The 18,978-nt window shown below is 48.1% G+C and carries 13 protein-coding genes; 10 read left to right on the top strand and 3 right to left on the bottom strand.

All coding sequences use genetic code 11. From position 1 onward, the window contains the following. The 7 genes from TW77_RS18495 to purF all read left to right on the top strand — a co-directional run. Positions 1 to 1,489: FimV/HubP family polar landmark protein (locus tag TW77_RS18495; RefSeq protein WP_046006461.1), on the top strand; the 1,489-nt coding region annotated here is incomplete at its 5' end. 93 nt (positions 1,490 to 1,582) lie between these two features. Next, positions 1,583 to 2,380, top strand: coding sequence for a tRNA pseudouridine(38-40) synthase TruA (gene truA, locus TW77_RS18490; RefSeq protein ID WP_046006460.1), 798 nt, complete (start codon positions 1,583 to 1,585; stop codon positions 2,378 to 2,380). A 166-nt stretch (positions 2,381 to 2,546) separates the two neighbouring features. Further along, positions 2,547 to 3,422, top strand: coding sequence for an acetyl-CoA carboxylase, carboxyltransferase subunit beta (gene accD / locus TW77_RS18485; RefSeq protein WP_046006459.1), 876 nt, complete (start codon positions 2,547 to 2,549; stop codon positions 3,420 to 3,422). Between the two features lie 21 nt (positions 3,423 to 3,443). Beyond that, on the top strand, positions 3,444 to 4,706 hold the full coding sequence (gene folC, locus TW77_RS18480; protein WP_046006458.1) for a bifunctional tetrahydrofolate synthase/dihydrofolate synthase: 1,263 nt from the start codon (positions 3,444 to 3,446) through the stop codon (positions 4,704 to 4,706). Positions 4,707 to 4,718: 12 nt separating this feature from the next. Continuing rightward, on the top strand, positions 4,719 to 5,417 hold the full coding sequence (locus TW77_RS18475) for an SPOR domain-containing protein (protein ID WP_046006457.1): 699 nt from the start codon (positions 4,719 to 4,721) through the stop codon (positions 5,415 to 5,417). A gap of 61 nt (positions 5,418 to 5,478) precedes the next feature. After that, complete coding sequence (locus TW77_RS18470) at positions 5,479 to 5,973, top strand: CvpA family protein (RefSeq protein ID WP_046006456.1); 495 nt, start codon at positions 5,479 to 5,481, stop codon at positions 5,971 to 5,973. An 18-nt stretch (positions 5,974 to 5,991) separates the two neighbouring features. Continuing rightward, positions 5,992 to 7,518, top strand: a complete 1,527-nt coding sequence (gene purF, locus TW77_RS18465; protein WP_046006455.1) for an amidophosphoribosyltransferase — start codon at positions 5,992 to 5,994, stop codon at positions 7,516 to 7,518. A 120-nt stretch (positions 7,519 to 7,638) separates the two neighbouring features. On the opposite strand, the gene TW77_RS18460 is transcribed toward purF, so the two are convergent. Then, positions 7,639 to 8,238 (bottom strand): Yip1 family protein, encoded by a 600-nt coding sequence (locus tag TW77_RS18460; RefSeq protein ID WP_046006454.1) that lies wholly within the window; start codon positions 8,236 to 8,238, stop codon positions 7,639 to 7,641. A 342-nt stretch (positions 8,239 to 8,580) separates the two neighbouring features. Between TW77_RS18460 and miaE the strand changes: the two genes are divergently transcribed. Beyond that, complete coding sequence (miaE, locus tag TW77_RS18455; protein WP_046006453.1) at positions 8,581 to 9,372, top strand: tRNA isopentenyl-2-thiomethyl-A-37 hydroxylase MiaE; 792 nt, start codon at positions 8,581 to 8,583, stop codon at positions 9,370 to 9,372. A 10-nt stretch (positions 9,373 to 9,382) separates the two neighbouring features. Here miaE and TW77_RS18450 read toward each other — a convergent pair whose 3' ends face one another. Both TW77_RS18450 and TW77_RS18445 read right to left on the bottom strand, forming a co-directional pair. After that, complete coding sequence (locus TW77_RS18450; RefSeq protein WP_046006452.1) at positions 9,383 to 10,105, bottom strand: UDP-2,3-diacylglucosamine diphosphatase; 723 nt, start codon at positions 10,103 to 10,105, stop codon at positions 9,383 to 9,385. Between the two features lie 95 nt (positions 10,106 to 10,200). Beyond that, the gene (locus TW77_RS18445; protein ID WP_046006451.1) at positions 10,201 to 10,695 is read right to left on the bottom strand and encodes a peptidylprolyl isomerase; all 495 of its coding nucleotides are present in this window, start codon (positions 10,693 to 10,695) and stop codon (positions 10,201 to 10,203) included. A 206-nt stretch (positions 10,696 to 10,901) separates the two neighbouring features. Here TW77_RS18445 and cysS point away from each other — a divergent pair, with 206 nt between their 5' ends. Further along, a complete protein-coding gene (gene cysS / locus TW77_RS18440; protein ID WP_046006450.1) occupies positions 10,902 to 12,281 on the top strand; it encodes a cysteine--tRNA ligase in 1,380 nt (459 codons plus the stop codon). 1,321 nt (positions 12,282 to 13,602) lie between these two features. Then, positions 13,603 to 18,960, top strand: coding sequence for a fibronectin type III domain-containing protein (locus TW77_RS18435; RefSeq protein WP_156158707.1), 5,358 nt, complete (start codon positions 13,603 to 13,605; stop codon positions 18,958 to 18,960). Positions 18,961 to 18,978: the final 18 nt, after the last annotated feature.

Genomic DNA, 18,978 nt, shown 5'->3' with positions numbered 1-18,978 from the left:
AGAAACGCTGTTAGAAGACGAGCTGACGGACGACGCACTGGCAGAAGAAGACTTCCCGGCGTTTGAAGAAGAAGACGCGCTGGCAGCGCTGGATGACGAGCCACACGCGGCGGAGGCGGAAACTGGAGAGGCACCAGAGCAAGCTGCTTCAGCAGAAGAAGAAACACTGTTAGAAGACGACCTGACAGACGACGCACTAGCGGAAGAAGACTTCCCGGCGTTTGAAGAAGAAGACGCGCTGGCTGCTCTGGATGACGAGCCACAAGCGGCGGAGCCGGAAACTGGAGAGGCACCAGAGCAAGCAGCTTCAGCAGATGAAGAAACACTGTTAGAAGACGACCTGACAGACGACGCACTGGCGGAAGAAGACTTCCCGGCGTTTGAAGAAGAAGACGCGCTGGCAGCGCTGGATGACGAGCCACAAGCGGCGGAGCTGGAAACTGATGAGGCACCTGAGCAAGCAGCCCTAGCAGATGAAGAAACGCTGTTAGAAGACGACCTGACAGACGACACACTGGTGGAAGAAGACTTCCCTGAGTTTAACGAAGAAGACGCGCTGGCAGCGCAGGATGACGAGCCACACGCGGCGGAGCCGGAAACTGAAGAGGGATCAGAGCAAACAGCTTCAGCAGATGAAGAAACGCTGTTAGAAGACGACCTGACAGACGACGCACTGGCGGAAGAAAACTTCCCTGAGTTTAACGAAGAAGACGCGCTGAGTGCGATGGAATCGGAGCCGGAGGGTGAGCTTGAGCTGGAAGACCTGGATGATGATTTATCCGATCTGATGCTCTCAGATGAGGACTTGGCAGAGTTTGCACAAAGTGACTCGTCTGAGGAAGAAACGCCTGCTGAGCCTGAGTTGCCGCAAGAGCCGGATGCCTTTTTGGATGAGCTAACTGATCTGGATGACGACGAGGATGATAGCCCGGAACCCGAAATCAACATCGACGAAGCTGCCATTGAAGATGAGTTTCTGGCAGAGCTGAACGACACTGATTTCAGTGCGTTACTGGATGAATCGGTGGAGCCAGATACGTCAGACGTTGAGCTGTCAGACGAACCTGAGCTGGACTTTGATGCGCTGTTAAGTGAGGAGCTGGGTCAGGACCTGGAAATTGAGGACATTGACGAGCCTGCGACGGACGCACCTATCGACGACAGTGCAGACGCGACTGCACCAGACGAAGACTATCTGGAAATAGATGACTTATTGTCTCAAAGCGATGACGAACCGGCACTGGAAGAGCCCTATCAGTCACCAGATATGGATGTAGGATTAGGTGATTTTGAAGAGTTGCTGGCCGGTGAAAACGCCACGGATGTTGACCTGGAAGAAGACGGATATGCTGCTAAGCTCGACCTGGTTCGTGCCTATATTGAAATTGGCGACTTTGACTCGGCACAAAACGCCGTTGAGGAGATCCTGAGTAACGGCCCAGAGTCGGTTCAGGCAGAAGCTCAGGCACTGAAGCAGCAAATCAAATAAGCCGCCGCTCATAAGGATACGATGAGATTGGTATTATCGGCGGCGATCGCATAAAATGCGCGGCTAAGTTCGAAATGAGAGTTTGAGTAGTTTATGCGTGTAGCTTTGGGGATTGAATACAACGGCGGTAATTACAGTGGCTGGCAGCGTCAGTGTAATGTAAATAGTGTTCAGGAAGAGCTGGAGACAGCCTTATCCAGCATTTGTAATCACAAGGTCGATGTGGTCTGTGCCGGACGCACAGATGCCGGTGTGCATGCCACAGGTCAGGTGATCCACTTCGATACTCATTCCGAGCGGGACATGAAAGCCTTTACACTCGGCGTCAACTCTCAGCTGCCTGACGACATTGCCGTGCGCTATGCAACCCCAGTCCATGATGAATTTAGCGCGCGTTTCAGTGCAACGGCCAGGCGCTATCGCTACGTTATCTACAACAGTGTCAATCGCCCGGGCATTTTGCGCAGTGGGGTAACCCATTACTATCATCCACTGGATGCTGAGTTGATGCAGGCTGCGTGTCCGGTCATGATAGGTGAACATGACTTTTCTTCTTTTCGGGCAGTACACTGCCAGTCTAATTCGCCGTGCCGCAACATCCATCATTTACAGGTCGACCGCTTTGGTGATTATATTGTCATTGATGTTAAGGCCAATGCGTTTTTACACCATATGGTGCGCAATATTACGGGCTGTTTGATGGACATCGGGGTAGGTAAATACCCGCCAGAGTGGATGGCTGAATTGCTGAGTATTAAAGACCGCACTCAGGCAAGCGCAACCGCTAAACCTAACGGGTTATACCTGGTGGATGTAGACTACCCAGAGCGCTGGCAGATCCCGTCAACGCCGGCGGGGCCATTGTTTTTACCTGAAGTAACTATCCGTTAATTCAATCCAACATTGACTAAAGCAACACCGAGTGTGAGCGTCTTAATTATTTGATACAACTAAGACCAGTTTTTTATATCACTGATGTCTTAATCATGTTTTAATTGAGAAAATCTATCTGCTATTTGCAGAGAGCAACACAGAATGAGCACTAAGAGAGTGGCAAATGAGTTGGTTAGAAAAAATCTTACCTAAAACGGCTAAATCGACGGGTAAAAAAGAGATCCCAGAAGGCGTTTGGGCAAAATGTACAGATTGTGATTCCATCCTGTACAAAGCAGAGCTGGAAAAGTCACTGCATGTATGTCCTAAGTGTGATCATCACATGCGGATCAGCGCGCGTAAGCGTCTGGAGAGCTTCCTGGACGATGGCGGCCGCGTTGAGCTGGGTACTCAGCATGAACCAAAGGACGTACTTAAGTTTAAAGATTCGAAAAAATATTCAGATCGAATCACCGCGGCACAAAAAGTCAGTGGCGAGAAAGACGCGCTGGTTGCGATGAAAGGCAACCTCAAAGGCATTCCAGTTGCAGCTGTGGCATTTGAATTCTCCTTTATGGGTGGTTCAATGGCGTCTGTGGTTGGTGCACGTTTCGTCGACGCGGTGAATGAGTGTCTTGAGCACAATATGCCACTGGTTTGTTTTTCAGCATCTGGCGGTGCCCGTATGCAGGAAGCCTTGATGTCATTGATGCAGATGGCAAAAACCAGTGCAGCGCTGGCTAAGATGAGTGAGCGTGGTTTACCGTTTATCTCGGTCATGACAGACCCGACTATGGGTGGTGTATCTGCATCACTGGCTATGCTGGGTGATATCAATGTCGCCGAGCCTAAAGCTTTGATTGGTTTTGCCGGTCCTCGTGTTATCGAGCAAACGGTACGTGAAACCCTGCCAGAAGGCTTCCAGCGCAGTGAATTCCTGCTTGAGCATGGTGCCATCGATATGATCATCGATCGTCGTGAAATACGTGACTCATTGGCGCGGATCCTTGCTAAGTTCATGAACTTGCCTTCTACCGAACAAGAGCATAGAGTAGCGTAAATTTTTTAATTTGAGCGCACTATGTCAAAGACTACACCAAGCCAATCATCGCCTCTGAATGATTGGCTTTGTTATTTAGAACAGTTACATCCTGCCAACATTGCCATGGGTCTGGAGCGCGTAGCGCAGGCCGCTAACAATATCGACCTGCTCAACAGCAACAGCAAAATTATTCTCATTGGTGGCACTAACGGTAAAGGCACAACCGCACGTTGTCTGGAAGCCATGTTGCTGGCACAGGGCTACAGCGTGGGCACTTATGCCTCTCCGCATCTAATCCATTATAACGAGCGCGTCCGAGTCAATGGTCAAACCTTGCCCGATCAGTCTCATGTTGATGCTTTCTATGCATTGGATCAGGGCCGGGGCGACGTTGAACTGACCTTCTTTGAGTATGGAACTCTGGGGGCATTGTGGCTGTTTAAGCAGCATGCGGTGGATTATGTGCTGCTTGAGGTCGGCCTGGGTGGCCGCTATGATGCGACTAATATCGTGACGCCTTATGCGAGCGTGATCACCACCATAGACCTTGACCACAAAGAGTATCTGGGCGACACCCGTGAGCTGGTGGGCTACGACAAGGCGGGGATCTTCCGCACCAATACGCCGGCGATTGTGGGAGATTTAGATATTCCCCACACAGTGACCGATTATGGTGAAGAGATTAACGCTGAGCTTATCCTGTCAAAGCGCGACTTTCACTTCACGCCTTTGGCAGATGGCTTACGCTGGCAATATGGTGAACACGACCTGACCTTGTCACAACCGGCCATTCCTGCACAAAATGTGGCAACGGCGCTCACTGTACTTGCCCGGCTGAATTTGCTGCCCGATGCAGAGCTGGTAAAGCAAACGCTGGCTGAACTCCAAGTGGAGGGGCGGTTTATGCAACTTAGTCAGCAGCCACTGGTTTACACCGATGTGGCACATAATCCGGAATCGGCGCGATACCTGAGAACGCAATTAATGCGTTTGAAAAATCAGGGCTTTAAAATTCATGCCTTAGTCGCTATGCTTGCTGATAAGGATAAAGCGAGCGTGATTGATGCCCTGTCAGATGTGGTAGAAAAATGGAGCTGTGCTTCATTAGATGGTCCCCGAGGAGAGCGTGCAGAGCAGCTGCTGACATTGTTGCCAGCACCGCACAGTGAGCACAGTCAGGTATTTTCGAGTGTCGACTCGGCCCTGCAAAGTCTGCTTCCTCAGCAACCTAAAGACACGGCGTTGATTGTATTTGGCTCGTTTGTGACCGTGGCCGCGGCCATGCAGTACTGGCAAAAGTAGAGAGCAATAGTTGTGAACTCAGGATTTATTAACCGACTGGTCGGCACCAGCATCGTTGTGATAGCGGCGGTGGTGTTTATACCCAATATTCTGGATGGCGAAAAAGTCCACTATAAAGAAGGGTTCAAGCCTATTCCGGAGCGTCCTGAGTTCTCGACCATAGAGCTAAAAGCACGGATAGATGAACGCGCATCGCTGGCCACTGAGCCCATGGAAGAGGTGATAGAAGACATTGAAGCAGATGATGCTCAGCTCAGTGCCGATATAGCGTCACCTGAAACACAACAAGGCGAAGCGGCGTCTGAGCAGCCGCAAACCCCTGAGGTTGCGCAGCAAACGTCTGACAATAACGAGACGGCGGTTACTGAACCCGTTAATGCACCCGTCGAATCAAACACGGTTGCACAAACCACCACTGAAGCTAAGCACGAGCCGTTAACGCGTCCTGAGTCTTCTAACTTTAGCCAGATGGCTTATGTGATCCAGCTTGGCAGCTTCTCGCACCAATCCAATGTGGACGCCCTGACCAAAAAGCTGACCCAAAATGGTTTCAAGACCTTTACCCGTCCGGTTAAAACACCCAATGGCACTTTGACCAAAGTGTTTGTCGGACCAGATTTAAATAAAGCCAAACTCGAAGCTAAGCTCCCAGAATTAAAGAAATTAACTAAGTTAAACGGCCGTCTGACTCAGTTTACCGTGGTAAAATGATCTGGTAATTGCTGGGCGTGTCTTATAGAATGCGCCCCAAATTAACGACTTATTGGTTTATATGATCTGGGTTGATTACGCCATCTTTGCAATTGTCGGTATCTCGACAGTGTTTGGCCTGATGAGAGGTTTTGTAAAAGAAACCATGTCACTCGTCGTTTGGATCGGCGCCTTTTTCATATCCAGTTTATTCTACCAATATCTTGCAACCTTCCTGACCTTCATTTCAGAACCCCTTTTAAGAAATGCCGCCGCAATCGCCATGCTTTTCGTTGCGACACTTGTGTTAGGTGGGTTTGTCAATTATATCTTAGGTGAACTCGTACAGCGTACGGGCTTGTCTGGCACCGATCGCCTGGTTGGCATTGTGTTCGGTGCGATGCGAGGCGTGCTGGTCGTTAGCGCCACGTTGTTTTTCCTGGATGCCTTCACCAAAGCCCCCGATACATCGTGGTGGCAGGCATCCCAAGTAATCCCTGAATTTGGCTTTGTAATAGAGTGGTTTTTTTCCTATCTAGAACATAACTCAAGCTTTTTGAATTCAGCAAACCGTTAATCGGCGAGGAAATTTTTAATGTGTGGTATCGTTGGGATAGTCGGAACATCTCCTGTTAATCAGGCGATTTATGACGGCTTAACTGTTTTGCAACACCGTGGCCAAGATGCAGCCGGCATCATTACCATTGACAACAATACGTTCAGCTTACGCAAGGCCAATGGCCTGGTGAAAGATGTGTTTCATACCCGTCATATGAAGCGCCTGCAGGGTAACATTGGGATAGGCCATGTGCGTTATCCTACCGCGGGTTCTTCCAGCTCGGCGGAAGCACAGCCTTTCTATGTGAATTCACCGTTTGGTATTGCCATGGCGCACAACGGTAATTTAACCAATGCGGAAGCGCTAAAAGAGCGTTTGTTCACCAAGGCGCGTCGTCACGTTAATACAACGTCTGACTCTGAAGTGCTGCTGAACATCCTGGCCTATGAGCTGGGACGTAACGATAAGATGAAGCTGGACGCGACGGATATGTTCAAGGCCATCAGCGAAGTTAACCAGCAGGTATCTGGTGGTTATGCAACCATCGCCATGATCATTGGCCATGGTATTCTGGCGTTCCGTGACCCGCACGGTATTCGTCCGCTGGTATTTGGTAAGCGCGAAACAGAGCGTGGCGTTGAGTACATGTTCGCATCCGAAAGTGTGGCGCTGTCTATCGACGGATTCGAATTCGTTCGCGACGTTGCCCCGGGCGAAGCCATCTATGTGACCGAAGACGGTCAGTTCTACTCGCAGATCTGCGCTGATAAAACCATGCACGCGCCGTGTATTTTTGAGTTTGTGTATTTTGCACGCCCGGATTCGAACATCGATAATATGTCGGTTTACGCGACTCGTGTAAACATGGGGACCAAGCTGGGAGAGAAGATCAAGCGTGAATGGGCTGATAAAGACATTGATGTGGTCATTCCTATTCCGGAGACCTCGTGCGATATCGCGCTGGAAATCGCATCTGTCCTGAACTTGCCTTATCGTCAGGGGTTTGTGAAAAACCGCTATATTGGTCGTACCTTCATTATGCCAGGTCAGGAACAGCGCAAGAAATCGGTGCGTCGTAAGCTAAACGCCATCGACCGCGAGTTTGCCGGTAAAAACGTCCTGCTGGTTGATGATTCCATCGTGCGTGGTACTACGTCTGCACAGATTGTTGAAATGGCACGTGATGCAGGCGCTAAGAATGTGTACTTTGCTTCAGCGGCCCCTGAAGTGCGTTTCCCGAACGTGTATGGTATCGATATGCCATCGGCTGCGGAACTCATCGCCCATGGGCGCGATGTGGAAGACATCAACGCCAGCATCGGCTCAGATGGCCTGATCTACCAGTCCATCTCTGATCTGAAAGATGCAGTGGCACTGGAAAACCCAGAAATCACCCGCTTTGAAACGTCTGTGTTCGACGGTCAGTACATCACAGGTGATGTGAACCAGGATTACCTGAATCGCATCGATGCACTGCGTAATGACTCGGCAAAATCAACGCGTGAAAAAGCCATGTCGGCCAGTTTGGAGCTGCACAATCAGGAAACCGGTGAAGGCGAGTAAGTTAGCCTAACGAGTTTAAAAAAAGGGCCGCGATTGCGGCCCTTTTTGTTAGATTTCTATAGGATAAAAGCAAAGGAAGCGAGCTGACCTACGCACCATTGAGGGGCATAAGCGCGCTCCCTAGGTAAATGTAGGACTGATTATGCCGTTCGTCCACAAGATTGCCGTTGCAGCCAGAATTATCACCAGTAATACCAGGCCACAGGTGACCACTGAGCTGGCGTAAATAAAGCCGCGCTCTTCCGGAATATGCATCAGTATGGGCACCCCGGTGTAAAGCAGGTAAACCGAATAGGCAAGCGCTGCCAGTCCCACCGAAACCACAAACCACAGCTCCGGATAGAAGGCAGCAAAGGCCGACATAAACACCGGCGTTGCAGTATAGGCCGACAACTCCAGGGTTTGTGTGTAAGTGGGCTTAGCACCGAATGTCACCGCCATCCAGTGCGCCAGATAAGACAAAGCAAACACGCCAATGATCAGCGCAAAGTACATAGCAATGCCGATCAGCATGGCACTGTTGTGCGTGAGAAAAACCGCATCTCCCGTGCCAATTTTCCAGCCCAGATACACAGAAGAGTAGTAGCCCATTAAACTGGGGATCAGGGCGATTAAGGCAATGTGAGATAAACTGTAAGTAGCGCTTTCGTGGCGATTGTCTATGGTTTGCCACTCTTCGATTGGGTGGGCATATAAGCCCCACAGATGATTTAAAATCATAACGAGCCCCTCAAAAAAGATTGTTGTCTGACGCGTTCTGGTTACCCGGCGATCACGGGTGCAGTCCTTGTCTTATATAACAGCTCAGTAACATCAAAGCGCGATGAGGCTAAGCTGCGTAATCACCATAAAAACGGGGCCAATGGCGGCGCCTGTAAGTATGAAATTTATACAACATCATTTAAGTTATGAAAGATTGGTTAATTTTTGTCAAGAAACAATTCTGAAATCCCGGCGTCTTTGATCTGGCACAAACTTGTGGTAAGTCGCAGGCGTTGATAGTGCCACCTGGCACGCTTGTGGTAGAATAGGTGCAATTTTTTGCGAATGATTATCTGAAACATGTTAGAGAAGTATGCCGACCTGTTGGCACCCATTTATCAGTTTCTGGGTTGTGAAACCCCCGACAGCTGGATCGATGAAGCGAAAAAGCCTGAGCATCTGCAAGCCCTGTTGGTTGACCATATGCATTGTGAGCTTAAAGCGGCTCAGAGCGCGGCATTTTTGATCCGTAAATATGCCCTGGACAATGCCTCAGCGCAGACCCTGCTTGGCTGGATCAAGCCCTATGAAGATTTTGTCTATCGTAAAGTTGGCGATGGCAAGTTTAGTGCCAGCAAGAACGAGCTCATTGGCAGCCTAACGGCCAAGCCCGAGTATGCCTATAACCAGGACATACTGGACAAAATGGTACGGTTAATCAAAGAAGAACTGCATCATTTTGAGCAAGTACTGGATATTATTAACGTGAAGGGACTGCGGGTTCAGAGCCTGAATGCCTCTCGCTATGCCTCTGGGATGATTAAGCATGTGCGCACTTTTGAGCCGGCTGCGCTGATTGATAAGCTGATCATAGGTGCGTTTATCGAGGCACGCTCTTGTGAACGCTTTGCGAAACTGGCACCACACCTTGAGCCGGACATCGGACGCTTTTATGTCTCGTTGTTGCGCTCAGAGGCACGTCATTATCAGGATTATCTGGAACTGGCTCAGCAGGTGGCCAATGCCACCGATCCACAGCGATTTGATATCGCAGCACGCGTAGCTGAATTTAAAGCCATTGAAAATGACCTGATCTTAACGCCAGACAGCGACTTTAAATTCCACAGTGGTGCGCCTGCGCTGGTTGCATAATTAGACAAGTTTAGTCTGAAAAGGGATGCTGAGTGAGGCTTTGACCTTGCTCAGTGACGACTAGATAAGAACTTTGGCTATACCAGTCGCCCAGCACAGTGCGGGTTTTGTCCTGGTGTTGATGGACATTCGGGCGGTGCGTATGGCCGTGGATCATGTTGCTGACCTGGTGGCGTGCAAACATTGCCAGTACCGCTTCTTCGGTCACATCTAAAATTTCAGGCGCTTTGCCCATCTGGCTTTGTTTGCTCTTTGCTCTGGCATTGCGCGCAACTCTGCGGCGATACCACAGCGGCATCGACAACATCAGTCTTGGCCACCACCAGCCACGGCTCTTCTTACGAAACTTTTGATAGACCTCATCCTGTGTACACATTTCATCGCCATGTAAAATCACGGTTGGGGTGCCGTACAGGTCGATCACTGCTTGCTCAGGCAGTAAGGTCATGCCACATAAGTCGGCGTAGCGCTGGCCAACCAGGAAATCCCGATTGCCATGAATAAAAAACAGTTTAATACCACGCTCGGAAATGGCGCGTAGTTTGGTTGCTATTTCCAGTGCCAGCGGGTTACCTTCGTCATCACCAATCCAGACTTCAAAAAAGTCTCCCAGGATATATAGAGCATCCACATCTTCTCGCATATGCTGTTCTAAAAAACGATAAAAAGCAGCGGTGATATCGGGGCGGTGCTCGGTTAAATGCAGATCAGAAATAAAGTAGCTTTTGCGCATGGAGACAACTTCAGGTTGGAGCGGTAGAGGAACAGAGAAACGCGAAAGTCCCGATTAGGTTACTTCGCGTTTCTTTAATCAATAAAAACGGTCGCTTATTCGGCAACAAACGCTTTTTCGATCACAACGTCTTCCAGAGGAACATCCTGATGGAAGCCCGCAGAGCCGGTTGCAACGCCTTTGATCTTGTTCACGATGTCCATGCCTTCGGCAACTTCACCGAATACACAGTAACCCCAGCCTTGCGCCGTTTCGCTGCTGAAGTTCAAAAAGTCGTTATCGTTCACATTGATAAAGAATTGCGCTGTAGCTGAGTGTGGATCTGGCGTACGTGCCATTGCCAGCGTGCCTGTTTTATTGGCAACGCCATTGTTGGCTTCGTTTTTAACCGGCCCACCCACTTCTTTTTGGTTCATGCCTGGCTCAAAACCGCCGCCCTGAACCATAAAGCCGTCAATCACACGGTGAAAGATAGTGCCGTCGTAAAAACCAGATTCAACGTACTTTAAGAAGTTCTCAACCGTTGCCGGCGCTTTGTCAGCGAACAGGTTGATTTTGATATCGCCAAAGTTTGTTTGTAAAACAACCATAACAGGTCCTTGATTTACCTATTTCAATTTAGGAACCTATTTTATAGCACAAATTGATAACTACAAAGTCCCGAAGAGGGTGAGCGGCGAAATTGTCAACTAACTGTTATTTTTACCAGCCTTTTAGCCATGATTTTTTATAGAGACAAAGTAATGCAAGTGATATGATTGCAGAGAATTTGGATAAATTTTAGGAATAATGCTACATGTTGCAGATCTACAACACACTAACACGTCAAAAGACTGAGTTTAAACCGCTTGTGGAAGGCAAAGTAGACATGTACGTGTGTGGTATCACTATCTATGACTTCTGCCATGTAGGCCACGCCCGTACTTATGTCTCTTTTGACGTGATGAATCGTTATCTTCGCCACCTGGGCTACCAGGTCACTTATGTACGTAATATCACGGATGTGGATGACAAAATCATTAAGCGCGCTGCAGAGAACAACGAAGAGATCGATGCCCTGACAGTACGTATGACCAAGGCCATGCACGAAGACTTTGAGGCATTAAATATCCTGCCTGCGGACATCGAGCCGACCGTAACGGGTCATATGGATGAAATCATTGCCATGATCGAACGCCTGATTGCAAAAGGCCATGCCTATGTGGCAAAAAATGGCGATGTTTTGTTCGACGTTTCGACCTTTGAAGCATACGGCCAGTTGTCTCAGCAGGACCTGGATATGCTGCAGGCGGGTGCACGCGTTGAAGTGGCTGAAGGCAAAGACGATCCGCTCGACTTTGTACTGTGGAAAAAAGCCAAAGCCGGCGAGCCGAGCTGGACGTCACCTTGGGGTGACGGTCGTCCGGGCTGGCACATCGAATGTAGTGCGATGAGCTCTAAGCACCTGGGTGAATTTTTCGATATTCACGGCGGTGGCTCAGACTTACAATTCCCGCACCATGAAAACGAAATTGCTCAGTCTTGCTGTGCCAACAATGGTCGTTACGTCAATACCTGGATCCACACCGGCATGGTGCAGGTCAATAAAGAGAAGATGTCTAAATCTTTGGGCAACTTCTTTACGGTACGCGAAGTACTTAAGGCTTACGACCGTGAAACTGTGCGTTATTTCCTGATCAACGGCCATTACCGCAGTCAGCTGAACTACTCACAGGAGAACCTGGAGCAGGCGCGTTCGTCATTAGAGCGTATTTACACCGCTCTGCGTGGTGTTGAACTGGTTGAGACTGAACTGGCGGGCAACCCATTTGTGGCACGTTTTGAAGCGGCGATGAACGATGACTTCAATACTCCAGAAGCGTTGCCTGTGATTTTTGAACTGGCCAAAGAAGTCAACCTGCTGAAAGACTCAGATACCAAAGCGGCGGGCGAACATGCCTTTATTCTGGTGAAGCTGGCTGAAGTGCTGGGCATTGCTCAGCAAGATCCGGAAGCCTTTTTGCATGGTGACCAGGATGAAGACGAAGTGGCAAAAATCGAGGCCTTGATCGAGCAGCGTAAAACTGCCCGTGAGAATAAAGACTGGGCCGCAGCCGATGCTGCCCGTGATGCCTTGACCGCAATGGGCGTGGTGCTGGAAGACAGCGCCGGTAAAACCACCTGGCGTAAAGCTTAACCTCTATTCGCGCTTAACTGCGCAATCAAAAAAGGCATATGCATTGTCGCATATGCCTTTGTCTTTTAAGTCAGGCGGTTCATCAGTCCAGTGACCTTTGCACGCCAAATGCAACTAGCCAATGTATTGCGTACATCTTCCCCATTTTTACAAGCCTGAGTATTTACGTGCTGTGCAACAACTCCAGACACCTTTCTCTGCTCACTAGTAGCTAGTGCAAAAATAGCTCAGAAGCTCTGCCACATGTGCTTTTTGCATCATGTTGTTAATAAACGCTTATATTGATTGCACTAAGTTGCTCAACATGGCCAAGGTTTGGGCCGATCAGCTTCAGTTGTTTGCGATTGCAATAGTCATTTACGAGTCGCGGTTTGCACAATGGCCTTGAACGATATTGATTGGCAGCCTGTTTAAATACAGACCGGCGGTTAGATGTATCACAGGTATCAGGCCATCATGGATATCTCTGCTTTTTTATTGTTCGTACATGACTGGCTTAAACGTTAAGTTTACATTTTTATGATAAAGGGACTTTGGTGTTTGGATTTTGTTTTTATGATTATTTAGCTAACTCATTGTGTACAAAAGTTTAATTAATCAATGGTTTGATGTAGCGGGATTGCAATTGTTCCTCTTGCGGGTATAATTACGAGGTGGGATGTTTACTGTATGATTTGACGTATATTTTGTTTCTAATGTGTGAGTACCCTCGTTGGCATTTTTTTGTTAATAAAATGTGGGCTGAATAAGCCGTTTTTTTCAGCTGTGCGAATGCTCTCGCCTTAATCTGCTTTACATTTTGTCTAAGGTAAATACTTACCCCGCGCTCTGCAACACTGGTCTCTGGTTATCAATTTGAGGCCTTCTTATCTCATTGCAAAAGGAGATTATAAAAGCAATGAAGTTAAATATTAAAGCACTGTTATTATTCAGTAGTGCAATGGTTTCAGCTGAATCATTTGCCTACTGTACGAAAACAAGTACGTATGATAGTGAATTCAAAGACAACAAGTACGATGGGATATTTACCGAAAGCTATTGTCGCTTACGTACAGCAACGACCTCCAGTCTAAATAATTACTATCCGGTTGGCAGTACAGTCAACTATCAGTGGAATGCTGAAAGCATCCCCAGCAATGACTTGAGTAGATGGCCACAGAAAAGATATATAGATATAACTAGCTTTCGGATGCGGGTAACCAAGCCGAACGGTAGTCACTCTTTTGTGGAGAGTACTCCGAAAATGGGGTCTGGGTCTTCGTCTTATAAGTTCACAGATTCGGGACGCTATTCACTTTGCCTTGAACGAAGTGCTGATTATGTGTACTACAATATTAAGCTTGGAGTCGGTGGTGTTGAAGAGAAAAGGCACGCTTATAAAACGACTAAATATAGTCAGTGTAAATCGACTTATGTGATAGCCGGAGGTACCGGTGCATTCGCGCATTATAAGACTTACAGCCTCAGTAATACACTAATCTGGCAAGGGTTCAATGGTGCCGGTACCATAGAAATACAAACAAAGAAAGGCAACGGTAGCTGGACTAACTATGGTTCAGCGAGTGCTTCACGCGGCTCACATTCAGTGTCCTTTGCAAGCGCAGGGACCTACTCAGTTCGGATCCGAGGGTGCAATGGCAGTGGCAGCTCAAAAGGATGCACTGGTTATTCTCAACTGAGTAATAATATTTCCATTTTGGACCCTGGTACGCCCCAAAACTTGGGTGTTGCCGGACAAACTGGGTCAGTTATTGTGACATCCAATGAAGCCGTTCTGAACTGGAGCCCGGTAAACAAACAAGCTGGCAGCCATGGTTTTAACCTGTATTATCAACTTGAGGGAAGTGATACCAAGCTGACTTCAACGTCAACCAGCATGTCCAATTTGACTAATGGCGAAACGTATAAATATAAAGTACGCGCCTGTATTACAGGCGGCCTGTGCTCGGCCTACAGTGATGAGCTTCAGGTGACTGTTCAGGCCAGGCCAGATGCTGTTACTTTGGGGGTGAAAGACCGTCATGCGTTGGTACCGATTGCCAACTCGGGCATTACCTTTTTCATTCCGACTGTGACGCGATATCAGGCCTCGAACGGTACTGTGACAATGGAGCAAGGTGATTTCACGCTTATCTGGAATTCTATCTCCGATGTAGCGTTTTATGAGTTGAGCGGTACTGCTGACGGTGTGACTTTGACTCCTGAAAAGCTCAGCGTAACTGAGAAAGCGATCCGCGTGAGTCACGATGGCGAGCACCAGTTTAAAGTCAGAGCATGTAAATCTGATACCAATTGTGGCGACTATAGTACGCTAACCGTAAAAACCAACTTTGCTTTCAACGGACCAAACCTGACCGCCAAGGTGAATGGTGAGACAAGTCATATTATTGAGGGCGATAGCTTTGAGTTGCATTGGTCAAGTGCCTCAGCTGGTGCTACCGCAGCAACTCGATATGTGGTGATGGATAGTGCTGGCCGACAATTGCATGAGTCAAATACAAGTGGCATGTACAATGTTAGTCTCAGTAACAAAAATGATGGGCAGTACTGCTACAGTGTGACAGTGCATACGCCGTTGCGTGCTTCTTCACCACGTACTTTGTGTGTGATAAAGCGCTCACCGGTTCCTCCAATCGGCAACTTTACAGTCGATAAAGGAACGGGCAAGATTAGCTGGTCTGGCGTTACCGTGAAAGACCATGATATCTACTACTTGCTGAAAACAACGAGTGATGGTGACTGGCAGCGCCACCAAGCAACCAATGTAGACGTAAACTTTAATGCGTGGCCTCGCGGTAATTACACCGCCAGTGTTAAAGCGTGTTACCAACACAGTCACTTAAATGAAACCTGCTCAAACACGGCAACTGCAGCATTTTCCATTGACAACACGCCGTTTGCTGTTCAGCAGGTCAATACCTTTGGCACCCTGACTGGCAACAAGTGTCGTACCTCTGGCCAAAACGTGTGTGACAAAGATGGTCACTTTAATGTGAGCTGGAATGCCAATGTGAATGGCCCCAGACCATACAGCTACCGTGTTGCACGTGGTACCAGTGTTACTACCACTCAAAATACCAGCCTGTCTTTGACCAACCTGCCAAATGGCCTGGTAACGCTTGCGATTAGCGCATGTAGCGAAGCTGATGAGTGTTCATCCTCGGTGACCACTTCTGTCTACGTAGAAAAGCCTGAGAAGCCTAAAAACCCGGCAATTAGCGCACCACAGAACGCATTTGGCGCCTTTGACGTGAGCTGGCCTAAAGCAAATGATGCGGATGCGTATGAGTTTACTGTAAATAATCATCAGCAAAATGTGAGCTGTAATGCACAAACATGTACCTGGTCTTCTGGTAATTCCTTTGCGATTGGTACTCATACCTTTGAGTTGACAGCCCTAGCCTATACAGAAGGCGCTTCGCTCAGATCTAACACGGCCTCGGTCAAGGTTAACAACCGCCGTGACGAGACCTATTTGCTACGCAAAAAACTGTATGAAGAGGAAGCCGATAATATCCCTATGGATGACGAGGCTGCCGGTCTGTATGCCAAAGATAGTGCTGCATTCAGATATCAAACACGTTTATTTGAGCGCTCAAGAATCAGCCATGACATAGTCAACAGAGCGATTAACTCCGGACCTGAGTTTATGGACTTCGGCCAGTTATGGGATATTACAGCACGTAATCGCGCAGAGTCTGTTAAGTCTGAGTTAGAGGCTATGATGGCACAGCCTACATATGCTCAGGATGAGATTGTGCATAAGCTATGGCTGGATGTTATCCATGACATGGCAGAAGCCGAACTGATTCTGTCTAATCAATATATGGATAAGGCGCTTAGAAGCAAGCTAGCAGAGGACTCGGTACAAACTGAACTGAACAACCTGGCCAATGCTGAGGTTGCAGCAGGCAGAGCCTATGCCATGTTGAGGACCCTATTGGCCAATACTTCGACGCGCTATGCGACACAACTCGATGCGTATAGTGCTGTGCGAGGCAAGCGTTCGCCACGATACTGGGAAGGTGAGCTGGCCAGACCAGTATACACTGATGGTGCATTGCAGGAAGTTAAGCGTCGCTCTGCTGATGGTAGCGTTAGAACTGAACGCGTACATGTGCTGTTTGGTGGCTACAAAGATGTGGTGATGGCATATAATGTCATGGCACAGAAGCTTGATGTTATGCACAAGTACTATAAAGCGAGAATGCTTTCGGGAGATCTGCAAGAGGCTTATTATCCCCAAGCAATTACGCAAATTACGAATGCGCGCCAGGATGCTCAAATTGTTAATGCCGTTCTGACGGGATTATTCCGCACGGCCATCACCAATGGTTCAGATGTGGATGAACTGCCAGTAGCTTATAACAAGTTCACGGCTAGTTATGAGCGCCTTGAGAGCATGCTTTCATGGCTGGAAGGTGAAACCAACTTGCTTGGCTTACCTTATGGTGCATTCCCTGTACTACACAACCACAATGTTGCGTCTACCTTTGATTATCTGATCTCCGATAATCTAGTACCTAAACTTATCAGCGATGCGCGCACAGCGTACACGTCGGCATTGTCAAGCTATGACACCTTTAAACAAACCAAGGACACCATAGCACAAAGCCATAATGAGAAGTTCTCTCAGTATAATCAGCAGCTCAAACAGTTGTTGGGTTGGGAGTTTTCAGTGCTCTCTTGTACTTCAAGTAACGCGAGCTGTTTATCAGAAAGTGAACCAACAGAAGGCAGCCAGGCGCACTGGCAGAAACAGAGTATTGAACAGGCTAAGCTAAACCTTGATCGTGCAAATCAAAGAATGCGCAACCTGGTTGGGTATTGCTTGCTGACAGATGCCACGAATGGTGCTGTGACCTACGAACTGCCTGAAGACGGTATTCTGACCGAAGAAAAATGTGACCAACTTGCGGCTGAAAAAGGGGCGGGCGCTCAGTTCGAACCAGGTCTGATCCACACCACTCTGGAAGATATTTTAAACCAGAAGAACTTGAATCAGAATATTTCAAACATTGCTCTTAAGTATGGTAACAAGCAGGCAGACATTCAGGTACAACTGGCGAAAATACGGGCTGATGCTCAGCGTGCTGCGCGTAAGTCGTCACTATTTGGCTCTGTACTTAGTATCGGCGCGTCGTTGGCAACCGGTAACTATGCAGGCGCAGCGCTCCAAGCCGTGTCAACTGCTAATGAAATCAACGCCATTAATAAGCAAATCAAAGGTACTAAAAAAGAAGGTCAATTGCTGGCGCTCAGCACTCGATTGGGTGCGGAAGAGCGAGTAGAAATTAATGACGCTCAAAACGCTTATCTGGATTTACATGAGCAAATTCGTATCCGTCAAATGTGGTTTGAAGCCAAAACACTGCAACTGGATATTGCTCAGGCAGAGTTACAAGCGGCTCATGAAGCTGAGCGTTTAGTTGGTATTTACAAGCAAGCGTCTTGGGTGATGTCTCAGATGCAACAGCTACAAAGTAACTTGGCTAAACGATATGTTGCCGATCCAATCCATGGTAAGCGTCTGAGCAAAGCAATGCTGACGTCTCAGGATTCGTTTGACATGGCGCAAGAGTGGTTGTACTACGCAATGGCTGCGTTAGAAAACAAATGGAATACGCCGTTTAACTATCGTGATCACACCAGCCAAAGCGTGATGCGTGCTCGCAATGCCGAAGAGTTGAATGCCGTATTTAACTCGCTGAAAGCATTCAATACAGCCAAAAATGTGCTGTCCGTTGAGCAGTCAGTAAGTACCTACTCTCTCAAGGAAGACGGTTTTGGCTACTACGACACCGATTTCTTTGGAGAAATCATTTACTACCCTAACCCAACGCCAGAAAATGCCTGTTTTGATTCTCAGAATCGTTGTACAGCGGAAGAAGCGTTTGCTCGGGTGTTGAACAGTAAAGTGCTCAGAATAATGCAAGGTACTTCAATGCAAGAGCTGCTTGGTTTGCGCTTTAGCACAGCGAAGAGCTTTGACGAGAACTTTGGTGGGCCAGCCCGCATAGTAGACAATATTCCGCCAGGCTATGAGCCAATGAACTGCCTTGCAAGTGGTGGTACATACCTGAACAAGATCAAAGGGATCAGTGTTAACATCGAGACACAATTTGGTGCATCGGTTGAAACACTGCCTGTTGAGCTTGAAATGAGTGGTATGTCTGTCATGCGTACATCACATGCGGGCACTTATGTTTATGAAAATGGTGAACATACGGTAAAAGATGAGTTTATCCACTACCCGCTGCGCAATTGGCGTGTAGGCACAAATGGTAAGCTGTTGATCAATGGCGACAAGATCATCGGTAGCTCAAATGCACACATTGACTCAAACCATGACAGAAAGTCGGTGATTAATGCCTTTAATGAGCAAAATGTCGGTGCAACTGACTGGTTGCTGAAGGTGAGACTGGGCGCTGCAGGGCAGTTTGAACATTTGCCTGCGGACCAGATCCGAGATATTAAGATCGACATTTCACATCAGCATGCGTCACGGGTATATGACTCAAGTTGTTATGAGCAAGTTGGCGGCCTTAATATTTTCAATCCAGCGGCTCTGAAAACGCTGACGAGTGGTAAAGATGTGCTACCACAGAAAGGTAATTGGGTTATGACAAGCAAAGGCCCTTACCTGTACAAGTCTGCGAATAACTCCTCTCATTATTAACCTCTAATCAGATGATCA

It is taken from the genome of Pseudoalteromonas rubra, from assembly GCF_000967655.1.
GTDB classification, from domain to species: domain Bacteria; phylum Pseudomonadota; class Gammaproteobacteria; order Enterobacterales; family Alteromonadaceae; genus Pseudoalteromonas; species Pseudoalteromonas rubra_A.
Note: the sequence above shows the minus strand (reverse complement) of the source record. Positions and strands in the feature narration are given on the sequence as shown.